The sequence below is a fragment of the Saccharothrix ecbatanensis genome, assembly GCF_014205015.1.
GTDB lineage: Bacteria > Actinomycetota > Actinomycetes > Mycobacteriales > Pseudonocardiaceae > Actinosynnema > Actinosynnema ecbatanense.
In genome coordinates this window covers 5,467,310-5,490,079 of sequence record NZ_JACHMO010000001.1, presented here as the reverse complement: position 1 = coordinate 5,490,079, position 22,770 = coordinate 5,467,310, and the positions used below count along the sequence as shown (strand labels likewise).

The window sequence follows — 22,770 nt, the reverse complement described above, 5'->3', positions numbered from 1 at the left end:
ACAGTAACGTCCAGCGAGAAGCACCACCGACGGGCTCAGCTCGGCCGCAAACCCCGAACCAGCGACAACACCGACTCCCGCACGTCCGCGAGGCTGCGCTCCGGCTGGAACACCTGCCAGTCCAACGCGATCACCAGCAGCGTGCCGAACAACGCCGCCGACGCCGTCCCCACCTGCACACCCTCCGGCAGCCGGCCGGTGTCTGCCAGCCGCTGCATCTGGCCACGCACGATCGACACGATGTCGTCCCGCAGCAGGCTCAACGTGTCGTGCCACTGACCGGGCGTCCGCCACAGCTCGGACACCAGCAACTGCCCGAACGCCGGGTACTCGGCGAAGAACCCGAGCATCCCGTCCACCAGCGACGCCATCGCCGACGACGTCTCCGACTCCTCCTCGGCCACCCGGAGCCGAGCCGCCAACAGGTCCACGCCGTGCCGCAGCAACGCGTCCACCAGCGCGTCCTTGCTGGCGAAGTTGTAGTAGACGGTCCCCTTCGCCACCCCCGCCTCGGCGGCGATCTCGTCCACCGTCACGCCCGCCGCGCCCCGCTCGCCGACCAGCCGCAACGCGGCGTCGAACAGCTTCTGCTTGGTCACGGCGGTACGGCCCGGTCGCGTGCCGGTCACAGGCGCACCCCCTAGCTCACAGCGCCAGCTCGGGCCTGAGCCGAGCCGGCGTCCACACCCGCTGCCGGTACGCGGCGAGCGTCGCCAAGGCTAGGCCCGCCACCAGGTACCCGACCAGGATCACCGCGTCCCGCCCCACGCCGCCCAACGGCCCGCCGTACATGAGGTGCCGAAGCCCGTCCACCGCGTACCCCATCGGCAGCCCGTAATGCAGCGGGTACAACGCCACGGGGATGGTCTGCCACGGGAACGTGCCGCCGGCGCTCACCAGCTGCAAGATCAGCAGCACCAGGCCGATGAACTTCCCGACCGCGCCGAACATGGCGTTCAACGCGTGCAGCACCGCCACGAACGTCGCCGACACCAGCAACAGGAACGCCAACACGCCCACCGGGTGCGCCGGCCGGATGTCCACCACCACTGTCACCACGGCGAACATCACCACGACCTGCGCCGCACCCAGCAGCACACCCGGCAGCCAACCGCCCAAAGCCACCCGCAGCGGCGACTGCCCACCCGCCAACCCCCTCCGTGACAACGGCCTGAGCAGCAGGAACAACACGAACGCCCCGATCCACGTCGCCAGCCCCAGGAAGAACGGCGCCAGCCCGGCGCCGTAGCTGCCCGCCGACGTCTGGCTCACCCCGCGCACCGAAACCGGGTCGCCGATCGTCCGCGCGGTCGACTCACGGGTGGGGTCATCGGGATTCGGGATCTCCTCGACCCCCGCCACCAAGCCGTCCCGCAGCCGGTTCGCCCCCTCCACCAGCTGTCCGGAACCGTCCCGCAGCTGCCCCGCGCCGTCACGCACCCGCGCCGCCCCCGACGCCACCTGGGCCGCCCCGTCGTTCAGCCTGACCACGGCGTCGGTCAACGCGGGCGTGCTCGCGGCCAGTTGCGCCGCACCGTCGGACACCTGACGAGCGCCGTCCGCCAACGTCCGCAGCTGCCCGGCCGCACCCTGGACCTGGGCGTTCGCGTCGTCCACCGGCTTGCGGACCTCGCCCAACGCCCCGACTACGCGGTGCACTTCCTCCTCCGAGAACCCGAGCGCACGCAGCCGCGCCGCCACGTCCCCGTCCACCGCGCCGAGCCGGTCGACCAGACCCTGCGCCTTGACCGCGTATTCCTCGGCCGTCACCGCGACCTTCTCGTTCCCGTCGGCGACCTGCCGTGCCCCCGACGCCAACCGCTCGGCCTTCACCGGCAGGTCCGCCGTCGAGTCGCGCAACCGCGTCAACCCGGACGACACCTGCGCCGCACCGTCGGCCAACGGCGCCGTGCCGTCCGCGAGCTGCTGAGCACCGGCGTACGCGTCCTGCTGACCGCCGGCGAGCTTCGTCGCGCCGTCCGCGGCCTCGGCCGTCTTCTGCCGGATCGTGGAGAAGCCCAGCAGCAGCCGGTCCGCGGCCTCCGCGCCGACCTCCACCGACACCGACCGGCGCACCTCGGCGACCACCTGGTTGGCGATCGTGGACCCCAGGTAGTTGTTCGCGTCGTTGGTGGTCAGCACGATGACGCCTTGCCGGGGCGTGAAGTCGCCGGACGACAGCAGGGCCTGCGAGAAGTCCTCGGGCAAGGTCAACCCGAACGTGTAGGTCCCGTTGCGCACACCCTCTTCGGCCTCCGCCGCGTCCACCCGCTGCCAGTCGAACCGGCCGCCGCGCACCAGCTCCTCGGCCACGTCGTGCCCGGCGTCCACGTGGGTGCCGTCGCTCGCGGTCGCGCCCTTGTCCTCCACGACCAGCGCGGCCGGCACCTGGTCGAGGTGCGCGTACGGGTCCTTGTTCGCGTACAGGTACAGCGCCGCGTAGAGCAGCGGCACCAGCGTCAACGCCACCACGGCGAGCTTGGGCAGCCGGCCGGAGGTGACCCGGCGCAGCTCGTTGAACGCCATCCGGACGGCGGTCACTCGGACTCCTCGGGAACGTTGTCGGGAACGTTGTCGGCGCCGATCCGCGCGACGGGCACGCCGAGGACGCCGGCAGAAGTGGTGGTGCAGAGGGCGACCACCGACCGGTCGGGCGTCACGTGCCCGCGCGCCAGCTCCCACCAGCCCTTCGGGTCGCCGTGGTAGCGGTCGGGGCTGTCCAGCACGAGCGTGTCGGCGCCGGGACGGCCCGCGGCCAGCTCCAACGTCAGCGCGCACCGGGTGGCGGCCGGGACCTGCTCGAACCGGTGGTCCAGGTACTCGTCGGCGCCCCGCTCGACCAGCCAGTCCGCCACCGCCTTGCGCCCGCTGCGGGCGCCGTTCATGGCCAGTTCCTCGCCGACCACGCCGGCCAGCGTCAGCGATCCCTCGGGTTCGGTGACGTCGGGGGAGTCCACCAGCACCACGCGCTTGCGCAGCTCGGCCGGAGAAGGGGAGACCTCGCCGGTCGTCGGGCGCATCCGCCCGGCCAGCACCAGCCCGAGCGCGGTGTGCCCGGCGCCCGGATCGCCCGCCACCAGCACCAGCTCACCCGGCCTGACCAGCACGGACGTCGGCTCGAGCAACGGGCCGTGCGGCCCGGTGACGCCGACGTGCCGAGCGTGGATCTGCACTGCGGACCTCCTATTCGAACTGACCGGTCAGTTCAAATAGTCGTCCGGCACGTGCCGAGTCGCAAGCGTGTGTGACTTCAAGCAGGTGTGACTTCAAGCGGGCGTGACTTCGAGCGGGTGCGACCTAGCGCAACGCCCCCGCCGGGCGGACCTCCCACATCGTCCACAGTGGACGGTAACCCTGGCGCGGCCAGAACACCGAGGACAGCGGGTTCGGCGGGTTGTAGTACAGGTAGGTGCCGACCGTGCCCAGTCGGTGCAGCTCGCGGTGCGCGTGCGCCATGATCTGGCGGCCCAGCCCGGTGCCCCGCGCGCCCGGCAGCACGGACACGCAGTTCACGTAACCCCACCGCCCGTGCGGCAGCCTGGTCGCCGTCCAGTTGCCCGGCTCCGACGTCACCACCGCGCACTCGGCCAGCGCCACCGCGATGCCGTCCCGCTCGGCCAGCCACGCCGGACCGCCCGCGGCCAGCCGCTCGGCCAACGTCCGCCGCTTCAGCTCCACCGCGTCCGGCCGGTGCACCGTCGAACCCACCATCGACGAGTAGCGCAGCTCGGCCAGCGCCAGCGTCAGCACCGTCTCCAGGTCGGCCGGCGTGGCCCGGCGGATCGTCGCGGTGCCCGTCACCGGCGGGGGAGGGCCCTGCCGCACGGCGATCACGGTCAGCGGCACCAGGCCGTGGTCCAGCAGCGCCCTGGTCGCCTCCGCGTCCCGGCTCGGCCAGATCAGCACGCACGCCGAGTCGCGTTCGGCCGGCGAGAGCAGGTCCAGCCGCTTGCGCCACGCCCGCAGCAACGCGTCCATGCCCGCCGCGCCCGTCGCGCCAAGCAGCGGCGTCAGCTCCCACACCTCGGTGGCCGACCAGAGCCGGGCGGCCGACCGCCGCTCGTGCACCTGCCGGTGCAGCACGCCCGCGACCCTGGTGCCGTCCGGCAGCGCGGCGGTGATGACGTCGCCCTCCGGCGGTGCGATCACCGACGGCAACAGCGGGTCGACGCTCGCGAAGCGCGCGCTCTGCGCGTCCATCAGCCCTTGACCGACGGTCATACCAGGCAGATTACGGCTTGCGGGTGCGGAAGATCGCGGTGCCCGGGAACAGCCGGCCGCGCAGCGGGCTCCACTGGCCCCACGTGCGGGTGTGCCCCGCCGGCCACTCCGGCTCGACCACGTCCACCAGCTCCAGGCCCGCGCCGACGAGCGCCCGCACGTAGTCCCCGGTGGTCCGGTGGTGCTCCACGTACGTCGCCCGGCCGCTGTCGTCGACCTCCACGTACGGGGTGCGGTCGAAGTACGACTGGGTGACGGTCAGGCCGCCCGGCCCCGGGTCGTCCGGGAAAATCCACCTGATCGGGTGAGTCACCGAGAAAACCCACGGCGCGCCCGGCCGCAGCACCCGCGCGACCTCGCCGAACACCTCGCCCACGTCCGCCACGAACGGCACCGCGCCGAACGCCGAGCAGGCCGCGTCGAAGCTCCCGGACGCGAACGGCAGCTGGTCCGCGCTCGCCTGCACCAGCGGCACGGCCACGCCGGTCGCCTCGTTCGCCGCCACGGCGTGCCGCAGCATCCCCTCAGAGATGTCGAACGCCACCGCGTGCGCACCACGCGCCGTCAGCCACCGGGCGCACGGCGCGGAGCCGCAGCCGACCTCCAAGATCCGACGTCCGCGCAGGTCACCGAGGTATCCGGCGTCCTCCTCGCGGACACCCTCCGGGCACCAGACGAAGTCCGCCGAGCCCAGGAAGTCGCCGTGCTCGGCGTGGTAGTCGTCCGCGTCGGCGTCCCACCAGATCCGGTTGGCCGTCCGCGACTCGGCCGCGTCGACGCCCCGCTTGGCGATGCCGGTCGTGCCGAGCGCCTGTTCCGCGCTCGCGTGCTGGTCGGACACACTGCTCCATTCAAGGGGGTGCGTTTGCCGGGTGGACGGCCGGCCGCGTACGATATCGCCCGCGTAGTGGGTTCGCGCTGTCCTTGATCGGTGATCACCTGGTGAGTCGGTCTTCGCGGTGGGGCGCGCCCTCCGCGTAGCGTTGAACCCGCAGGCCCAACCCCAATCCGTACCGGAGCCACCTACCTAATGTCCACCGACACCACCACTGTCCCGGTTGCCGCTGCGCCGAAGCAGGTCGCCATCAACGATATCGGGACGGAGGAGGACTTCCTCGCCGCTATCGACAAGACGATCAAGTACTTCAACGACGGCGATATCGTCGAAGGCACGATCGTCAAGGTCGACCGGGACGAAGTCCTGCTCGACATCGGCTACAAGACCGAGGGCGTCATCCCCTCGCGTGAGTTGTCGATCAAGCACGACGTCGACCCCAACGAGGTCGTCAAGGTTGGTGACGAGGTCGAGGCTCTTGTTCTCCAGAAGGAGGACAAGGAAGGTCGGCTGATCCTCTCCAAGAAGCGCGCGCAGTACGAGCGCGCCTGGGGCACCATCGAGGCGCTCAAGGAGAAGGACGAGCCCGTCAAGGGCACGGTCATCGAGGTCGTCAAGGGCGGCCTGATCCTGGACATCGGCCTGAGGGGCTTCCTCCCCGCCTCCCTGGTCGAGATGCGCCGCGTGCGCGACCTCCAGCCGTACGTCGGCCGGGAGCTCGAAGCCAAGATCATCGAGCTGGACAAGAACCGCAACAACGTGGTCCTGTCCCGCCGTGCGTGGCTCGAGCAGACCCAGTCCGAGGTCCGCAGCGAGTTCCTCAACCAGCTGCAGAAGGGCCAGGTCCGCAAGGGCGTCGTGTCCTCCATCGTCAACTTCGGTGCCTTCGTGGACCTGGGTGGCGTGGACGGCCTGGTGCACGTCTCGGAGCTGTCCTGGAAGCACATCGACCACCCGTCCGAGGTCGTCGAGGTCGGCCAGGAGGTCACGGTCGAGGTCCTGGACGTCGACATGGAGCGCGAGCGCGTGTCGCTGTCGCTCAAGGCGACGCAGGAAGACCCGTGGCGCCAGTTCGCCCGCACCCACGCGATCGGCCAGATCGTGCCGGGCAAGGTCACCAAGCTCGTCCCGTTCGGCGCGTTCGTCCGGGTGGACGAGGGCATCGAGGGCCTGGTCCACATCTCCGAGCTGGCCGAGCGCCACGTCGAGATCCCGGAGCAGGTCGTGCAGGTCGGCGACGACGTCATGGTCAAGGTCATCGACATCGACCTCGACCGTCGCCGGATCTCGCTGTCGCTCAAGCAGGCCAACGAGGGCTTCACGGTCGACTCCGAGTTCGACCCGACCCAGTACGGCATGGCCGCCGAGTACGACGACCAGGGGAACTACATCTACCCCGAGGGCTTCGACCCGGAGACCCAGGAGTGGCAGGACGGCTTCGACAAGCAGCGCGAGGAGTGGGAGCGTCAGTACGCCGAGGCCCACACGCGCTACGAGGCCCACATGAAGCAGGTGGCCAAGGCCGCCGTGGCCGAGGAAGAAGCTGCCGGGGAGACGAACTACTCCTCCGGTGGCGAGGCTCCGGCCGCCGCGACCTCGTCCAGCACGGGCGCTCCGGCTCAGGCCGGCGGCACCCTGGCGAGCGACGAGCAGCTGGCCGCGCTGCGCGAGAAGCTGTCGGGCGGCGTCTGAGCAGCACCGGCCGACGGCACCTCGTCGGCTGATTGATCGACCCGATCGCCCCCTACCCCTCGCGGGTGGGGGGCGATCGTCGTTTCGGCTTCTAAGCGGTGCGAAGTCGTTGTGGTGCGTTAAGTTAAGAGTCCTATGAGCGTGCGGACGACGGTGTTGGCGGCTGTGGTGGTGCTCGTGTGTACGGCGTGCGCCACCGAGATGCGGCCGCCCCCGGCCGCTCCGCAGATCCCGACGATCCTGCCGCCGACGACGTTCACCAGAGCGCCGCAGATGACCGACAGACCCTTGCCGGACGACTGCGAGCTGATCGTGCCCGTGGCGAGCGTGCACAAGTTCCTCGGCCGTGAGCTGCCCGGCGAGTTGAGAACGATCATCGGCATCCCGGAGCCTTCGCTCGCCCGGACCGGGAAGGTCGACTGCTACTACGGCCTCGGTGAACGCCAGCCCCTCGGCGCCGCGCCCGTCGTCGTCGGCCTGGCCACCTACGCGGATCCCGCGGCTGCCGGCACCCGGGTCGAGGAGAGCGTGGCCGCCGAACGCGAGGACGGCGCTTCGGTCACGCAGATGGACGTGGGCAAGGTGAAGGCGTCGCTGGTCAGCACGAAGGACGAGCGGCTGCTCATCGGGTCGCTGGGCAAGACCACGTTCGTGAGCCGCGCGAAGGTCGGCGTGTTGCCGGACGACCAGGTCGGGATCTTCCTCGCGGCTTTGGCCCAGCAGTCGATGACGCCTATCGAGGACGCCTGAGGGTTCGGCGCTGGGGGTTGGGCGCTGGGTTTGGGTGCTGGGGGTTGGGCAGGGCATGGCAGGCTGGTCGCCATGTTGCGCGTGGGGCTCTCCGGGGGAATCGGGTCGGGCAAGTCGACGGTGGCGGGCAGGCTCGCCGAGCACGGAGCGGTGGTCATCGACTCCGACCGGCTGGCCCGGGAGGTGGTCGAACCCGGCACCGACGGCCTCCGCGAGATCGTCGAGGCGTTCGGCCCGGACGTCCTGGACGCCGACGGCGCGCTGAACCGGCCGGCCCTCGCGGCCAAGGTGTTCGGCGACGAGAAGTCCCTGGCCACGCTGAACGGCATCACGCACCCCAAGATCGCGGCCCGCACGGCACAGTTGCTCGCCGCCGCGCCCGAGGACGCGATCGTGGTGCACGACGTGCCGCTGCTGGTCGAGAACGGCATGGCGCCGCTCTACCACCTGGTGCTGATCGTGCACGCGGACCTCGACCAGCGCCTCGCCCGGCTGCGTGACCGGGGTATGGCGGAGGAGGACGCACGCCGCCGCATCGCCGCGCAGGCCGACGACGAGCGCCGCCGGGCGGTGGCGGACGTGTGGCTGGACAACTCCGGGCCGAGGGACGTGGTGCAGGCGCAGGTCGACGCGTTGTGGGCGGATCGGCTGGTGCGGTACGAGTCGAACATCAGGCTGCGCCGGTACGCGGCCGGTCCGCCGATCGTGGTGCCGTACGACGAGACGTGGCCGGTGCAGGCGGAACGGGTCGCGGCACGCATCCGGCTGGCGGCGGGCGGGCGGCGGGTCGAGCACATCGGCTCCACGGCTGTGCCGGGGCTCGCGGCCAAGGACGTGCTGGACTTCCAGCTCGGCGTGACGTCGCTGGAAGAGGCCGCCGGGTTGGAGGAGTCGCTCGCGCCGGCCGGGTTCCCGAGCCTGGGGATCGGCGAGGACACCGTGCGGTACGAGGGTGACGCGCCGGAGGACTGGCACAAGCGGCTGCACGCGGGTGCGGACCCGGGTCGGCGGGTCAACCTGCACGTCCGGGTGGAGGGCGGGCCGGCGTGGAACTGGGCGATCCGGTTCCGCGACTGGCTGCGGGCCGACGAGCGGGCGCGGGAGGAGTACGCGGCGCTGAAGCTGGAGCTGGCCGAGCAGCACAAGGGTGACGTGGACGGGTTCGCGTACGGCGAGTCCAAGGATTCTTGGATGGCGGCGGCTACGGCGAGGGTGGATGCGTTCTACGGGGGCGCGCGGCCGTAGGCGTTCAGCGTTCGTAGGCGTTCAGGTTGTAGGCGGTTACTACCAGAGCGACGTTGCTAGAGCGACGGCCACATGTCGTAGATGCCCCGGTGGGTCAGCCACGAGCGGAGGTCGTGCCGGTGCAGGCTGACCTCCTCCAGGGTGCGGTGCACGGTGCGCAGCGCCTGGTCGGCGTCGGCGGGGCCGAGGACGCGTCCGGCGACGGCGGCGGCGAACTCCTCGCAGCGCACGATCCGCGCGGTCGTGCCACCCGGCACGGCCAGGCCCAGCAGCAGGTCCGTCGTGCGCCACGAGCGACCGTCACGCTGGACGCGGACCGCGCTGAGCACGCTCGGACCGCTGCGCGCGTGCCGTGAACGGGGCCGGTGGTGGGTCAGCCGGAGCCCGAGCTCGGGCATCAACCAGGTGACCTCGGAATCGGAGAACGGATCGTCCGGGGTGGGGCATTCGAGCCGCAGACCCCAGGGCTCCACCCGACAGGTAGACAGGTACCGCGACATCCCACTGGAGTAGCTGCGAACTGCGCTGACGGTGTCGACAACGTCGACCAGCTGAGGTGTGATGACCGCTCCCACGCGACCCGAGGGTAGCCGGAGATGTGCTCCGCGTAACTATGCGGGTTGATTCGTTACATCACGGTCTGTGTGGTACGCGGTCTCTATCAGGTGACGGGACACCGATGGCGGTTGACCAGCAAGTGTGACCGTCTGTATTACCGGGGACGCCATGTCGTGACCGTGCCCTGGGACGCGAGCCAGCGCACCGCGTCGTGCCCGTGCGCCGCGATCCCGGCCACCGCGCGGTACGTCGTCTCCAGCGCCCACTGCGCCCGGTCAGCCTGGACGAGGCCCTGGTCGAGGGCGGTCAGCAGCTCGTCGGTGTCCAGCACGGTCACGCTCCGGCCGGTGCGCACGACCAGGTCCAGGTACAGGTCGACGGTCTTCCACACCGAACCGCTGGAGCTGATCTCGACCACGTCCACGTACAGGTCGTAGTCGCGCTCGTGGCCGGGGTGCCAGGACTGCCGGGTCAGCCGCAGGCCGTGCGCGGGCAGCAGCCAGGACTCGAAGTGGGTGAGGTGCGGGTGGCCGGGCACCGGGCGGAACATGTACAGGCCGTCCTGCGTCAGCCGGTACTCCTCGACCCCGCGCAGGTAGCCCTTGGGATCGGTGTTGCTCTTCGCGTCGAGGTCGAAGTACTCGATCTTCGGCGGGTGGATGTGCATGCGGGTCCCGGCGGCACTCGACGTCACAAGAGCGACTTTAGGCAACGACCCTCCTGGGATGCCCCTTCCTGTCACCCAAAAGGATGATGATCGCTTAGTCTTCCTGCCATGTTCGGCATCATCCGCCCTTGTCGCAACCGCCTGGGCCCTGAGCTGCGAGAGTCCTGGCTGGCCCACCTGTGCGGGTTGTGCCTGGCGTTGCGCGACGACCACGGCCACATGGCGCGGGTGGTCACCAATTACGACGGTCTGGTCATCTCCGCGCTGGTCGAGGCGCAGGTGGGACGGTCGAGGCGTGCCGCGGGGCCGTGCGCGCTGCGTGGGATGCAGTCGGCGGACGTGGCCGTGGGGGCTGGTGCGCGGTTGGCCGCGACGGTGTCGCTGGTGCTGGCGTCGGCGAAGGTCGGCGACCACGTGTCCGATGGTGATGGCGTGTTCGCGCGTGCGCCGATGCGTGGGGTCGGGAGGCAGGTGGCGCGGCGGTGGGCCGCGCAGGCCTCGGCCACCGGGTTGGACCTGGGGTTTGACACGGCTGTGCTGGTGGACGCGGTGCGGCGGCAGTCGTCTGTCGAGGCGTCGGCTGGGGTGGGGTCGTCGGTGGTCGTGGTGACCGAGCCGACGGAGACGGCAGCGGGGGAGGCTGTGGCGCAGACCGCCGTGTTGGCCGGGCGGCCGGGGAACGCGGAGCCGTTGCGCGAGGTGGGGCGGCTGTTCGGGCGGACGGCGCACCTGCTGGACGCGGTGGAGGACCTGGAGGCTGATCGGGCTTCTGGGGCTTGGAACCCGTTGTCGGCTACTGGGACGACGGTGGACGAGGCGCGGCGGTTGTGCGATGACGCGGCGTTGGGGATCAAGCTCGCTTTGAAGGAAGTGGAGTTCGCGGACGACCGGCTGGTGCACGTGCTGTTGGTGCATGAGGTGCAGGAGTCGATTCGGCGGGCTTTTGGTGAGTCGCATGGGCATGGGCATGGGGGTGCGGGTGGGCCGCACGTGCACAACCCGCCTCCGCCGCCTGGGTGGCAGCCTGGGCCGGGGATGTACCCGCCGCCTGGGCCTTATGGGCAACCGGGTCCGTACCCGCCGCCCGGGCAGTATGGGCAGCCCGTTCATCCCGGGAGCGTGCCGCCGCCTGGTCATGTGCCGCCGCCGGGCGCGCCGGGTGGCGGGGGGCCGCCTGAGCCGCCGAGCGGTGGCAAGAAGAAGCGCGGCGGTGGGCCGATGAAGCCCGGTAGCGGGCTGTGGTGCTGGCCCAAGCTGAAGGAGCCGCCGGTGAGCCGCGGCATCCTCCTGGGCTGTCTGGCGGTGCTCTACCAGTGCGGCACCTGCCAGCAGTGCTGTCGCGACCCCTTCCCCGGGCCGTTCAGCGGCAAGCCGAACGACTCGTGCGGGGACTGCTCGTGCCCGGACTGCTCGGGCTGTTCGGGCTGCTCGGGGTGCGACTGCAACTGCTGACCTGGGGCGATGGGAGATTGTCGTACCCCCGGCGTACCGTCGTGTTCGTGGCTTTCCCTACCGAGATCCCGGTCAAGGCGCACTCGTCGCATCGTCCCGTCGGTGACATCCCCCGTACCGACGGGAAGTTCCGCGTGGTCAGCGACTACCAGCCGGCGGGCGACCAGCCCGCGGCGATCGCGGAGCTCGAACGGCGCATCCGTGCCGGGGAGAAGGACGTGGTGCTCCTCGGCGCCACCGGCACCGGCAAGTCGGCGACGACGGCCTGGCTGGTGGAGAAGGTGCAGCGGCCGACGCTGGTGATGGCGCCGAACAAGACCCTGGCCGCGCAGCTGGCGAACGAGCTGAAGGGGTACTTCCCGGACAACGCGGTGGAGTACTTCGTCAGCTACTACGACTACTACCAGCCCGAGGCGTACATCCCGCAGACGGACACGTACATCGAGAAGGACTCCTCGGTCAACGAAGACGTCGAACGGCTGCGCCACTCGGCTACCATGAGCCTGCTGACCAGGCGTGACGTGATCGTGGTCGCGTCCGTGTCGTGCATCTACGGCCTCGGCACGCCGCAGTCGTACCTCGACCGGTCGATCAATCTGGAGGTGGGCGGCGAGGTCGAGCGCGACCTGCTGCTGCGCGCCCTGGTCGACATCCAGTACACCCGCAACGACATCGCGTTCAACCGCGGCACGTTCCGGGTGAGGGGTGACACGGTCGAGATCATCCCGGCGTACGAGGAGCTGGCGCTGCGGGTCGAGTTCTTCGGCGACGAGATCGACAAGCTCTACTACCTCCACCCCTTGACCGGTGACGTGGTCAAGGAGGTGGACGAGCTGCGCATCTTCCCGGCCACCCACTACGTCGCGGGTCCGGAGCGGATGGAGAAGGCGATCGGCAACATCGAGGCGGAGCTGGCCGACCGGCTGGCGACGCTGGAGCGGCAGGGCAAGCTGCTGGAGGCCCAGCGCCTGCGCATGCGCACCGCGTACGACGTCGAGATGATGCGCCAGGTCGGCTTCTGCAACGGCATCGAGAACTACTCCAGGCACATCGACGACCGCGGTGCGGGCACCGCCCCGGCGACCCTGATCGACTACTTCCCGGACGACTTCCTGATGGTCATCGACGAGTCGCACGTGACGGTGCCGCAGATCGGCGGCATGTACGAGGGCGACGCGTCGCGCAAGCGGAACCTGGTGGAGCACGGCTTCCGGCTGCCGAGCGCCATGGACAACCGCCCGTTGACGTGGGAGGAGTTCGCCGACCGGATCGGGCAGACGGTCTACCTGTCGGCCACCCCCGGCCCGTACGAGATGGGGCAGGCGGGTGGCGAGTTCGTGGAGCAGGTCATCCGGCCTACCGGCCTGGTCGACCCGGGGGTCGTGGTCAAGCCGACCGAGGGTCAGATCGACGACCTGGTCCACGAGATCCGGGTGCGGGCGGAGAAGGACGAGCGGGTCCTGGTCACCACGCTGACCAAGAAGATGGCCGAGGACCTGACCGACTACCTGCTGGAGTTGGGGATCCGGGTCCGGTACCTGCACTCCGAGGTCGACACGCTGCGCCGGGTGGAGCTGCTGCGCCAGTTGCGGCTGGGTGATTACGACGTGTTGATCGGCATCAACCTGCTGCGGGAGGGGTTGGACCTGCCGGAGGTGTCGCTGGTGGCGATCCTCGACGCGGACAAGGAAGGTTTCCTGCGTTCGGGGACCAGCCTGATCCAGACGATCGGCCGTGCGGCTCGTAACGTGTCCGGCGAGGTCCACATGTACGCGGACCGGATCACGGACTCGATGCGGCACGCGATTGACGAGACCAATCGTCGGCGGGCCAAGCAGGTCGCTTACAACGAGGAGCGCGGGCTTGACCCGCAGCCGTTGCGCAAGAAGATCACGGACATTCTGGAGCAGGTGTACGCGGAGGCCGAGGACGCCATCGCGCCCGGGGGGTCGGGTCGTAACACGTCGCGTGGGAAGAAGCCGACTGGTGATCCTGGTGCCAGTGGGCGTGCGAGTTCCGGGGTGTTGGTGGATCGGGGAACGGGCACGATGGCTCGTTCCGAGTTGGCGGATCTGGTGCAGCAGTTGACTGATCAGATGATGAACGCGGCTCGGGAGTTGCAGTTCGAGCTGGCGGGTCGGTTGCGGGATGAGATTCAGGATTTGAAGAAGGAGTTGCGGGGGATGGACGCGGCTGGGGTTAAGTAGGGGTATCCCCCGGTCGGTGCGGCCGGCTCGATTTGACATGGGGCCCTTACAGGCGCCACAGGCAGGCCAAAGCCGGGCAGGCGTGGCGGGAAGAGCGTCCGCCAAGCCTGCCCGGCTTCGACCAGCCTACGACACCCGAACCCATGTCAAATCGAGCCTCTGCGGCCACTGTCGGTTTGGTGCGGGTGGCGGGGTTTATCGGGTTAGTGCTGCGCGGATCTTGGTTACTGCTTCGTGTTCGGCTTGGCCTACTTGGCCGTCGGCTGCGGCGACTTCGTTGCAGATTGCCAGTACGGCGGTGGGGAATGTGGTGGCTTCCTGGGGGGCTTTGGTGGCCAGGATTGCCATCGAGTTCTGCAGTGCTTCCAGTACGCCGTTTTCCACGTCGGTGGTGGTGCCGGCGGGTAGTTCGGGGCGGGCGGCGCCCAGGAGGTGGCGTAGGTGTGGTGAGAACGTTGCCATGGCACGGATTCCCGCGTGGCTTTCCTCGTCCAGGGCACCCGGCTCCGCGGTGGACACCAGCACCATCGCGCCGAAGACCGCCGTGCGCAGGGTCCGGCTTTCCTCGTCCGTGTAGACAGTCACCTGATCAGCTTAGAGAAACGGCGCACCGGGGATGTCCCGGTGCGCCGTTTCCCCTGGTCAGCTGGTGATGTCCTTGCGGGCGAACTTGCGGGCTGCCAGCAGGGTGAAGAACGAGCCGAAGGCGAGGGCGGAGAAGGTGCCCTTCGCCATCTGCGACCAGTCGACGTCGGACGACAGCAGGTCCACCCACGCCAACGCGTAGTGCGTGGGCAGGTAGTCCCGCAGGCCCTCCAGCGCCGTGATCTGGTCGAGGATCTGCGACACGATCGACGCCACCACCGCGCCGCCGACCGCGCCGAGGGGCGCGTCCGTCGACACCGAGAGGTACAGCGCCAGGCCTGCCACCCAGAACAGGTGGATCGAGATGTAGACGACGGCCAGCGCAATGCCGTAGACACCGGCGCCGAAGGACGCGGCCTCACCGGTTGGTGAGACTGCTTCTCCCGCGCCGTACCAGATGACGCCGACGCCGAGCGCGATCGCGGGCAGGAGTGCCAGTGCGAAGACCGACATCAAGCCGGAGGCCAGGGCCTTGCGCCGGAGCAGGCGGTGGCGGGGGATCGGTGCGGCCAGCAAGTACTTCAACGACGACCACGACGCCTCGGACGCGATCGTGTCGCCGAAGAACAACGCCACGATCATCGGCAGCAGGAAGCCACCGCTGACGAACAGCGTCAGGATCACGAAGTTGACGCCGCTGGCCGTGGCCAGGTCCACGAAACCGCCCGCACGGCGGTTCGGCGACGCCTGCCCCAGCTCGAACGCCACCACCAGGATGAACGGCAGCAGCACCAGGAAACCCAGCACCAACTGCGTCCGCCTGCGGCGTAGTTGTCGGATCAGCTCGACCCGGACGGGCAGGGTTCGGCCTGCTCGGTAGCCGACCTTCGAGCCGTCCGGCGCTACCGAGGAGTGCTCGGCCTCCGCCGCGTCCGTGAGATCGGAGATCGCGGCCGGATCAGTGTGTACACCGTTCTCGCTCATTCGCCCACCAACTCGAGGAACGCGTCTTCCAACCGCCGACGGGGGCCGGCCTGGTCCACGGCGACGCCTGCTGCCACGAGGGCCTGCAACGCGGTCGCGCGTGGCATGCCGTTGAGGCTGGCGTGGACCTGTTCGCCGTCCACGTGCACGTCGTGCACGCCGGACAGGCTGCGTAGGACGGTGGCCGCTTCGTCCGGTTGGTCGACTCGGAAGCTCGCCTCGCCGCTGCCCGTCGCGATCTCGTCGACCAGACCGGCCGCCACGAGCTTGCCCTTGTGCATGACGACGACGTGCGAACACGTCTGCTCGACCTCTGCCAACAAGTGCGACGACACCAGGACCGTTCGGCCCGCCGCCGCGTAACGGCGCAGGACCTCGCGCATCTGGTGGATCTGGGGCGGGTCGAGGCCGTTGGTCGGCTCGTCCAGCACGAGCAGGTCAGGCAGGCCGAGCATCGCTTGGGCGATCGCCAGCCGCTGCCTCATGCCCTGGCTGTAGGTGCGCACCCGGCGGTTCACGGCGTTGCCGAGGCCCGCGATCTCCAGGGCCTCTTCGATGTGCGCCTGCTCCAGCGGACGGCCGGTCGCCGCCCAGTAGAGCTTCAGGTTCTCGGCGCCGGAGAGGTGCGGGAGGAAGCCGGAGCCCTCGACGAACGAACCGATCCGGGACAGCACGGGTGCGCCTGGGCTCACCCGGTGGCCGAACACGCGGATTCCGCCCTCGGTCGGCCGGATCAGGCCCATCAACATGCGCAGCGTGGTGGTCTTGCCCGCGCCGTTCGGGCCGAGCAGACCTAGTACCTGGCCGTGCTCCACCCGGAACGACAGGTCCTTCACGGCGGTCAGACCACCGGGGTAGGACTTGGTCAGGTTCTCGATCACCAGTGGCACGGATTCGAGGTCCGGGTCGACGTCGGCGGTCAGCCTGCGGCGGAACCAGGCCACCACGCCGGTGATGACGACGATGGCCAGGACGATCGCGATGCCCCAGAGGGCCGCGGTGGGCACGTCGCTGGTCGCGTTCACGCCTGCGACCACCGGGACCGACAGGGTCGGTGCGGCCAGGGAGATGCGGTAGGCGGCGGGCTCCTCCGCGTTCGCGTACGCCATGTCGGTGGTCGACACGACGAGTTGCAGGCGGTGGTCCGCTTCGACCGGGCGCACCGCGCCGGGCAGGGTCACGGTGACGTCCACCGGGGTGCCGTCGGCGGGCACGGCCACGCGTACCGGGGCTACGGCGGAGCCTGGCAGCGTCCGCACGCCGCTGCCGTCCGCGTCGTACAGCTTCACGAACAGGACCGCGCCTTCCGGGGGCACGGGCTGGCCGGGCACGGCGGCGACCCGCAGTTTCACGGTGGACGCGCCGGTCAGGAGGGTCTGCGCGGTCTGCGGCTCGCTCTGGAACACCGCCGCCTGACCTGGCAGGTCGAGGGAGAGCCTGGACGACAAGGAGCTCGACCCGGCCAATGCCGATCCGAGACCGGGCAGGCTGGACACCGCCGCCGGGTTGCCGCCGGCCGGGTTGACCACGATCTGCTCGCGGCCGGAGAGTTCGATGTCCTTGCGCTCGGTGCGGGCTGCGCCGTTGAGGCCGGGGTAGCTCGGTGCGACGACGTTGCGCAGGGACGGCGCCCCGCTGCTGCGGAACGCTCCGACGACCGTGTACTCGAACGCCGTGCCGGGATCGGTGCCCTTGCCTTCCAGGTGGAACGCCATCCAGTCGGCGATCTGGCCGCGCAGCTCAGGGCCGGGCGAACCGCCGTCGTGGCCGCCGGAGTACCAGACGACCTTGACCTTCGCGCCGTTCGCGGCGATCTCGCGGGCGTTGGCGTCGGCCTGGTCCAAGCCGAACAGGGTGTCCTGCTCGCCCTGGACCAGCAGCGTCGGCTGGGTGATCTTGTTCGTGACCGCTGAGGGGGAGGCTCGGCGGAGGATTTCGAGGGTCTGCGGTCCTGCTTTGCCGGTGGTGGCGACCTCGGTGTACGCGGCGCAGACGTCGGCCTGGAAACGGCCGCAGGCGCCGTTGACCGGACCTGCCGGTCGGGGGTCGCCCTGTTGCTGGGGCGGCGTGGTGGCCGCAGTGGCCGCAGGGGCCGCGTCGTCGTCGTCCTGACCGGGCTCGGAGGCCTCCTGGCCCGGGTTCGCGGTGTCCGCGCCGGACAGGCCGGCGGAGAAGAAGATGCCCGCCCACGACCGCTTGAACACGCCGTCGTCGGCGAACGCGCCGGGTGACGGGGTCTCGCCGGCCACGCCGTCGGCGCTCGCCGAGTTCGGCAGCAGCGCCTGGCCGAGGTCGTTCCAGGTGATGACGGGCGCGATGGTGTCCACCCGCTGGTCGACGCCGGCCAGCGACAGCGCGAGCGCGCCGCCGTACGAGCCGCCGGTCACACCGACCTTGGGGTCACCGCCACCGTCGGTCACCACCTCCTCCCGGGTGGCCAGCCAGTCGAGCAGCTTCCGCGCGTCGCGGACCTCGTGGTCCAGCGAGTTCAGCGCGATCTGCCCGCTGCTGCGGCCGAAGCCGCGCGCCGAGTAGGCCAGCACCACGAACCCGCGCTGCGCGAGCTCGTTCGCCTGGGCCGCGACGCTCGCCTTGCTGCCGCCGAAGCCGTGCGGCAGCAGCACGGCGGGCGCGGGTGTGCGTTCGGGCAGGTAAAGGGTTGTGTCGATCTGCACGGTGCGGTCGCTGTCCGGACTTTCCGGCACGTCGATCACCGCTTCGCGGGTGCTCACCGGGGCGGGGTCGTCTCCCTGGCGCGTCCATACGACGAAGGCGCCCACAAGGGCGACCAACACGACGAGCGCGGGGAGCGACCACCTACCGCGGAGGCGGTTTAGGGAGGCCACGGCGTTGACCATATGCGCGATTGCCTGAGAACGGGCTGTCAGTCGAGCGGGTCGCCCCTCAGGCGCGTCACGGTCGTTCGGAAGGCCCCGGACGGGTGCGTCTGATCACCTCCGCTGGCGCGAAACCGCATTCATGCGTGAGACTGTGTCCAGCGTGGAGGGGAGTACTCCCTCGCGGCGGTGTCGTCAGCACGGAGCCTGGCGTGAGGTTCCCGGTGCCGCCGGTCGGTTCTACGGAACCGGCGGAGGAGACCTCCGGTCATTGGCGTGCGCGCGATGCACCGGAGGTAACTGTCTGATGTCTGTACCCGTGTGGCTGTGGTTTGCCACGATCGCCGGCCTGGTGGTCCTGCTGGCCATCGACCTCTTCATCGTCGACCGCAAACCGCACGAAGTCACCATCGGTGAAGCTGCCCGGTGGGTCACCTTCTACGTCGGTGTCGCGGTCCTGTTCGGCATCGGGATCTGGTTCTGGTCCGGTGGTGTCTACGCGGGCGAGTTCTTCGCCGGGTACATCACCGAGTACTCCCTGAGCGTCGACAACCTATTCATCTTCCTGATCATCATGACCACCTTCAAGGTGCCCGCGATCCACCAGCACAAGGTGCTGCTGATCGGCATCCTGATGGCGCTGGTCATGCGCGGCATCTTCATCGCGGTGGGCGCGGCGGTCATCGCGGAGTTCAGCTGGGTCTTCTACCTCTTCGGCCTGTTCCTCATCTACACCGGCTACAAGCTGGCGCGGACGGACCACAACGAAGAGGAAGAGGAGTACAAGGAGAACATCGCGCTGCGGCTCGTCCGCAAGGTGTACCCGGTGACCGCCGGCTACGAGGGCGCCAAGTCGTTCGTGAGGATCGACGGCAAGCGGTTCGTCACGCCGATGTTCATCGTCATCGTGGCCATCGGCACCACGGACCTGCTGTTCGCGCTCGACTCCATCCCGGCGATCTTCGGCCTGACCAAGGAGCCGTTCCTGGTCTTCACCGCGAACGCGTTCGCGTTGATGGGTCTGCGCCAGCTGTACTTCCTGCTCGGCGGCCTGCTGAGCAAGCTGGTGTACCTGTCGATCGGGCTGTCGGTGATCCTGGGCTTCATCGGCGTGAAGCTGATCCTGGAGGCGCTGCACACCAACTCGCTGGGCTTCATCAACGGCGGCGAGCCGCTGCACGTGCCGACCATCGGCATCGAGCTGTCGCTTTCGGTGATCATCGGTGTGCTGGCCATCACCACCATCGCGAGCCTCGTGAAGGTGAAGCGGGACGCGGCCGAGGCGGTTGAGCAGGCGTCCGGGAGTGACCATCTGTGAGCGTCAAATTCTCGTGAGTCTTGCTAAGAATCGGTGCGGTAGCGTCCTGAGGCGTGCGCCCCGATGACTTGCGATCGCTGACCCTGCCCGGCTCCGTGTCGGTGCGCGGTGACCTCGTCCTGGTGGACGTGACCTGCCCGGACGTCAGCGCGAACGCCTACCGGGGCGGCCTGCACCGCGTCGCCCCGGACGGCGGCGGGACGCGTCGTTGGACGTGGGCGGAACGCGACCTGGCCCCCCGGATCTCACCGGACGGGCGCTGGGTCGCGTTCCTGCGCGTCACCGCCCGTGGCAAGCCGCCGCAGCTGCACGTGATGCCGGCCGACGGCGGCGAGGCGCGTCGGGTCACCGACTTGGCGCTGGGCGCGGGCGTGCCGGTGTGGGCGCCGGACTCGCGGCGGATCGCGTTCACCTCGCGGGTGCCCGAGCCCGGCCGTCACGGCGTGCCGGTCGCCGAGGGCGAGGAAGCCCCGACGCCGGACGCCGAGGCGCCGCGCCACATCACCCGGCTCGACTACCGGCTGGACGACATCGGCTTCACCGCCGACCGGCACTCGCGGGTGTTCACCGTGGACGCGCTGGACCCGGACGCCGAGCCGGTGGAGCTGACCGACGGCACGTTCTCCGCGGTCGATCCGGCCTGGACGGCGGACGGCGAGCGGGTGCTGTTCGTGGCCGAACGAGACCTCGGCGCGACCGAGACGTTCAACAACGACGTGTACTCCGCACCGGCGTCCGGTGGCACGCCCGAACTGGTCGTGCGCACCCGGGGCGGGGCCGCGTACCCGGTCGCGCTGCCCGACGGCGGCGTGCTGTTCTACTCGCCCGAGCAGGCGCCTGGCCAGGCCGCCATCGCGCGCAACATGAGCCTGTGGCGGTTCGACGGTGAGCGGGTCACCCGGCTCACCGACATGGAGACGGTGGACTGCGAGAAGGCCGCCGGTCCGCCGGTGGTGACCGACGCGGGCGTGCTCGTGGCGGTGCGGAACCGGGGCGCGATCGAGCTGCGCCGGGTGCCGCTGGACGCCGACGACGCCGTGCTGGCCGACCTGGAAGTGCTGGCCGGTGAACGGGCCGAGGTGAAGTCGTTCGCCGCGGACGGCGACCGGATCGTGGCCGTGGTGTCCACTTCGGACAACACCGGCGAGGTCGTGCTCGTGGGCGGCGGCACGCTGACCGACTTCGGCTCGAAGGCGCCGCTGCGACCGGCCAAGGAGCTGACCGGCGCCGCGCCCGACGGCTACCCGGTGCACGGCTGGGTCGTGCTGCCCGAGGGCGAAGGGCCGCACCCGGTGGTGCTGGCCGTGCACGGCGGCCCGTTCATGTACCACGGCTGGGGCTTCTTCGACGAGGCCCAGGTGTACGCCGCGGCCGGGTACGCGGTCGTGCTGCCCAACCCGCGCGGCTCTGCCGGGTACGGCCAGGCCCACGGCCAGTCGGTGATCGGCGCGTTCGGCACGGTCGACGTGGACGACGTCCTCGCCGTGCTGGACATCGCGCTGGAGGACCCGGCCCTCGACGCCGACCGCGTGGGCGTGATGGGCGGTTCGTACGGCGGGTTCATGACCTCATGGCTGGCCGCGCACCACGGCGAGCGGTTCCGCGCCGCGTGGAGTGAGCGCGCCGTCAACGCGTGGGACTCGTTCGGCGGGTCGTCGGACATCGGCTGGTTCTTCGCAGACGCCTACTGCGGGCCCAGCCCGGAGGCGCAGCGCGCGATGAGCCCGCTCACCTACGCCGAGAAGATCACCATGCCGTTCATGGTGGTGCACTCCGAGCACGACTGGCGCTGCCCGCTCGAACAGGCACAGCGGATGTTCGTCGCCCTGCGCCGCAACGGCGTCGAGGCGGAGATGCTGGTGTTCCCCGGTGAAGGCCACGAACTCACCCGCTCGGGCAAGCCGCGCCACCGCAAGCAGCGGTTCGACGCGGTGTTGAAGTGGTGGGGCCGCCATTTGGTCTGAAATACGGCAAAAGCCGGGATCGGCGACCTCCGCGGGCGGCAGACTGGTTGCTCGCGGAGGGAGGCACGATGGCGATCCCGTCGAACTGGCCCGTCGGAACCTATCTGGACACGCTCGGTCCTGTCGCGCAGACCGCACTGCTCGGCCTCGGAGTGCCGAAGCTGTTCCGGCGCGGTGACGTGATCATGCGAGAGTCCGAGCGGTCCGACTACGTCGTGGTGCTGGTGCAGGCGCTGGTCAAGGTGACCGAGACGCTCGGCAACGGGCGGGTCGCGCTGCTCAACATCAAGGTCGGCGGCGACGTCGTCGGCGAGATGGCGTTCCTGAGCGGCGAACCGCGCTCGGCGACCGTGACCGCGTGCGTGGACACCAGAGCGCGGGTGGTGGCGTCGGCGCAGTTCCAGCGGTTCCTCGGCGAGCACCCCGAGGCGAACCTCGCCCTCACCCGGATGATCATGAAGACGCTGCGCTGGAACCAGCAGCGCCGGGTCGACGTCAACGGCTACTCGGCGGTGGTGCGGCTGGCCCGCGTGCTCAACCACCTGGCCGACGCCTACGGCAGACCCGGACCGTACGGCGTCACGCTGAAGCTGGGCCTCACGCAGGGCGAGCTCGGGTCGCTGGTCGGCGTGGAGGAGGACACCGCGCGGCGCGAACTGCGCGTGCTGCGGGACCGCGGCGTCATCAGCATGGGGTACCGGGCGATCACGATCGTGGACCTGGACGTGCTGGCCGAGGTCGCCTGCGCCTGAGCGGTTTCGAAAGCCGCCGGGAACCGGAAACCGGCCGGAAACGGGAAACCCGGCGTTCGCCCTACTTCCGGCGACCGGACGGCCGGATGCTGTGGTGGTGACAACAGACACCATGACACCGCTCGACGGACTGGTCTACCGCCTCGTGGTGGCCGTGGACGTCGAGGGGTACAGCAAGCTCGACGCGCTGGACCAGTCCCTGGTGCAGTCGAGGCTGGGCGAGGTCATGGACCTCGCCGCCCACCACGCCGGACTGGACCGATCCCACTGGTACCGACAGCTCCGCGGCGACGGCGAGCTGGCGGTGCTGCCGGCCGACGCCGACACCGCGTGGGTGATCGCCCACTTCACCGACGCGCTGGCCGCCGCGCTCGCCGAACTGCGCCGCGCCGGCACCCCGTTGCGGATGAGGGTGGCGATGCACTGCGGCACGCTCACCGCGGGCCGGTTCGGGCTGGTCGGCGACGCGCCGATCGTGACGAGCCGGCTCCTGGACGCCAAGGTGGTCCGCCGCGAACTCGCGTTGGCCGACGGCGACCTGGTGCTGATCATCTCGGAGCGGCTGTTCGACGACGTGGTCCGCACCCGCTTCCACGACCTCGACCCGAACAGGTTCCGGGCGACCCGCTTCCGGGTGAAGGGCATCTCCTATGCGGGTTACCTCTGCCCCGGCCCGGCGCGGCGGGGCTAGCGGACGGTGCCG

General features: G+C 70.1%; 19 protein-coding genes. 9 read left to right on the top strand and 10 right to left on the bottom strand.

Features of this window, described 5'->3' with window-relative positions; all coding sequences use genetic code 11:
- Window positions 1-35 precede the first annotated feature (35 nt).
- From F4560_RS23065 to F4560_RS23045, 5 genes are all read right to left on the bottom strand, one after another.
- Complete coding sequence (locus F4560_RS23065; protein WP_184923091.1) at window positions 36-629, bottom strand: TetR/AcrR family transcriptional regulator; 594 nt, start codon at window positions 627-629, stop codon at window positions 36-38.
- Between the two features lie 16 nt (window positions 630-645).
- Complete coding sequence (locus F4560_RS23060) at window positions 646-2,541, bottom strand: YhgE/Pip domain-containing protein (protein ID WP_184923089.1); 1,896 nt, start codon at window positions 2,539-2,541, stop codon at window positions 646-648.
- Entirely contained in the window at window positions 2,538-3,173 is a 636-nt protein-coding gene (locus F4560_RS23055; protein WP_184923087.1) for an ATP-binding cassette domain-containing protein, read from the bottom strand. The genes F4560_RS23060 and F4560_RS23055 overlap by 4 nt, the downstream gene beginning before the upstream one ends.
- A 124-nt stretch (window positions 3,174-3,297) precedes the next feature.
- Window positions 3,298-4,221 (bottom strand): GNAT family N-acetyltransferase, encoded by a 924-nt coding sequence (locus F4560_RS23050; RefSeq protein WP_184923085.1) that lies wholly within the window; start codon window positions 4,219-4,221, stop codon window positions 3,298-3,300.
- A 10-nt stretch (window positions 4,222-4,231) separates the two neighbouring features.
- Window positions 4,232-5,062: a class I SAM-dependent methyltransferase gene (locus tag F4560_RS23045; RefSeq protein ID WP_184923083.1), complete on the bottom strand. Its 831-nt coding sequence runs from the start codon at window positions 5,060-5,062 to the stop codon at window positions 4,232-4,234.
- Between the two features lie 189 nt (window positions 5,063-5,251).
- Here F4560_RS23045 and rpsA point away from each other — a divergent pair, with 189 nt between their 5' ends.
- The 3 genes from rpsA (at window position 5,252) to coaE (ending at window position 8,743) form a co-directional block, all read left to right on the top strand.
- Complete coding sequence (gene rpsA, locus F4560_RS23040; protein ID WP_184923082.1) at window positions 5,252-6,748, top strand: 30S ribosomal protein S1; 1,497 nt, start codon at window positions 5,252-5,254, stop codon at window positions 6,746-6,748.
- Between the two features lie 135 nt (window positions 6,749-6,883).
- Complete coding sequence (locus F4560_RS23035) at window positions 6,884-7,498, top strand: hypothetical protein (RefSeq protein ID WP_184923080.1); 615 nt, start codon at window positions 6,884-6,886, stop codon at window positions 7,496-7,498.
- Between the two features lie 72 nt (window positions 7,499-7,570).
- Complete coding sequence (gene coaE, locus F4560_RS23030; protein WP_184923078.1) at window positions 7,571-8,743, top strand: dephospho-CoA kinase; 1,173 nt, start codon at window positions 7,571-7,573, stop codon at window positions 8,741-8,743.
- A gap of 56 nt (window positions 8,744-8,799) precedes the next feature.
- Here the strand turns inward: coaE and F4560_RS23025 are convergent, their stop codons facing one another.
- Window positions 8,800-9,318: a ribonuclease FAU-1 family protein gene (locus F4560_RS23025; RefSeq protein ID WP_184923076.1), complete on the bottom strand. Its 519-nt coding sequence runs from the start codon at window positions 9,316-9,318 to the stop codon at window positions 8,800-8,802.
- A 137-nt stretch (window positions 9,319-9,455) separates the two neighbouring features.
- Entirely contained in the window at window positions 9,456-9,968 is a 513-nt protein-coding gene (locus F4560_RS23020) for a ribonuclease FAU-1 family protein (protein WP_184929329.1), read from the bottom strand.
- Window positions 9,969-10,076: 108 nt separating this feature from the next.
- On the opposite strand from F4560_RS23020, the gene F4560_RS23015 reads away from it, so the two are divergent.
- Window positions 10,077-11,420 carry a DUF5685 family protein gene (locus tag F4560_RS23015; protein WP_184923074.1) on the top strand — a complete coding sequence of 448 codons (1,344 nt, stop codon included), beginning with the start codon at window positions 10,077-10,079 and terminating at the stop codon, window positions 11,418-11,420.
- A gap of 47 nt (window positions 11,421-11,467) precedes the next feature.
- Window positions 11,468-13,627, top strand: coding sequence for an excinuclease ABC subunit UvrB (gene uvrB / locus F4560_RS23010; protein ID WP_184923072.1), 2,160 nt, complete (start codon window positions 11,468-11,470; stop codon window positions 13,625-13,627).
- 195 nt (window positions 13,628-13,822) lie between these two features.
- Here uvrB and F4560_RS23005 read toward each other — a convergent pair whose 3' ends face one another.
- Genes F4560_RS23005 through F4560_RS22995 form a run of 3 tightly spaced genes read right to left on the bottom strand, consistent with a single transcriptional unit; the run spans window position 13,823 to window position 18,054 of the window.
- Entirely contained in the window at window positions 13,823-14,212 is a 390-nt protein-coding gene (locus F4560_RS23005; RefSeq protein WP_184923070.1) for a tellurite resistance TerB family protein, read from the bottom strand.
- Window positions 14,213-14,269: 57 nt separating this feature from the next.
- Window positions 14,270-15,196, bottom strand: a complete 927-nt coding sequence (locus F4560_RS23000) for an ABC transporter permease (protein ID WP_184923068.1) — start codon at window positions 15,194-15,196, stop codon at window positions 14,270-14,272.
- The gene (locus tag F4560_RS22995) at window positions 15,193-18,054 is read right to left on the bottom strand and encodes an alpha/beta fold hydrolase (protein ID WP_184923066.1); all 2,862 of its coding nucleotides are present in this window, start codon (window positions 18,052-18,054) and stop codon (window positions 15,193-15,195) included. Before F4560_RS22995 ends, F4560_RS23000 begins: the two co-directional genes overlap by 4 nt.
- A gap of 286 nt (window positions 18,055-18,340) precedes the next feature.
- Between F4560_RS22995 and F4560_RS22990 the strand changes: the two genes are divergently transcribed.
- The 4 genes from F4560_RS22990 (at window position 18,341) to F4560_RS22975 (ending at window position 22,758) form a co-directional block, all read left to right on the top strand.
- Window positions 18,341-19,351 carry a TerC family protein gene (locus F4560_RS22990; protein WP_184923064.1) on the top strand — a complete coding sequence of 337 codons (1,011 nt, stop codon included), beginning with the start codon at window positions 18,341-18,343 and terminating at the stop codon, window positions 19,349-19,351.
- Between the two features lie 53 nt (window positions 19,352-19,404).
- Window positions 19,405-21,315 (top strand): S9 family peptidase, encoded by a 1,911-nt coding sequence (locus F4560_RS22985; protein WP_184923063.1) that lies wholly within the window; start codon window positions 19,405-19,407, stop codon window positions 21,313-21,315.
- 68 nt (window positions 21,316-21,383) lie between these two features.
- Window positions 21,384-22,067 carry a Crp/Fnr family transcriptional regulator gene (locus F4560_RS22980; RefSeq protein ID WP_184923061.1) on the top strand — a complete coding sequence of 228 codons (684 nt, stop codon included), beginning with the start codon at window positions 21,384-21,386 and terminating at the stop codon, window positions 22,065-22,067.
- A gap of 97 nt (window positions 22,068-22,164) precedes the next feature.
- A complete protein-coding gene (locus tag F4560_RS22975) occupies window positions 22,165-22,758 on the top strand; it encodes a nucleotidyl cyclase domain-containing protein (protein WP_312869433.1) in 594 nt (197 codons plus the stop codon).
- The last annotated feature ends 12 nt before the right edge of the window (window positions 22,759-22,770 follow it).

What these genes read in the sequence shown, in the direction of transcription:
- F4560_RS23050 (WP_184923085.1), bottom strand. Translation starts at nt 4,221, where the DNA reads ATGACCGTCGGTCAAGGGCTGATGGACGCGCAGAGCGCGCGCTTCGCG.
- rpsA (WP_184923082.1), top strand. Translation starts at nt 5,252, where the DNA reads ATGTCCACCGACACCACCACTGTCCCGGTTGCCGCTGCGCCGAAGCAG.
- F4560_RS23035 (WP_184923080.1), top strand. Translation starts at nt 6,884, where the DNA reads ATGAGCGTGCGGACGACGGTGTTGGCGGCTGTGGTGGTGCTCGTGTGT.
- coaE (WP_184923078.1), top strand. Translation starts at nt 7,571, where the DNA reads ATGTTGCGCGTGGGGCTCTCCGGGGGAATCGGGTCGGGCAAGTCGACG.
- F4560_RS23020 (WP_184929329.1), bottom strand. Translation starts at nt 9,968, where the DNA reads ATGCACATCCACCCGCCGAAGATCGAGTACTTCGACCTCGACGCGAAG.
- F4560_RS23015 (WP_184923074.1), top strand. Translation starts at nt 10,077, where the DNA reads ATGTTCGGCATCATCCGCCCTTGTCGCAACCGCCTGGGCCCTGAGCTG.
- F4560_RS23000 (WP_184923068.1), bottom strand. Translation starts at nt 15,196, where the DNA reads ATGAGCGAGAACGGTGTACACACTGATCCGGCCGCGATCTCCGATCTC.
- F4560_RS22995 (WP_184923066.1), bottom strand. Translation starts at nt 18,054, where the DNA reads ATGGTCAACGCCGTGGCCTCCCTAAACCGCCTCCGCGGTAGGTGGTCG.
- F4560_RS22990 (WP_184923064.1), top strand. Translation starts at nt 18,341, where the DNA reads ATGTCTGTACCCGTGTGGCTGTGGTTTGCCACGATCGCCGGCCTGGTG.
- F4560_RS22980 (WP_184923061.1), top strand. Translation starts at nt 21,384, where the DNA reads ATGGCGATCCCGTCGAACTGGCCCGTCGGAACCTATCTGGACACGCTC.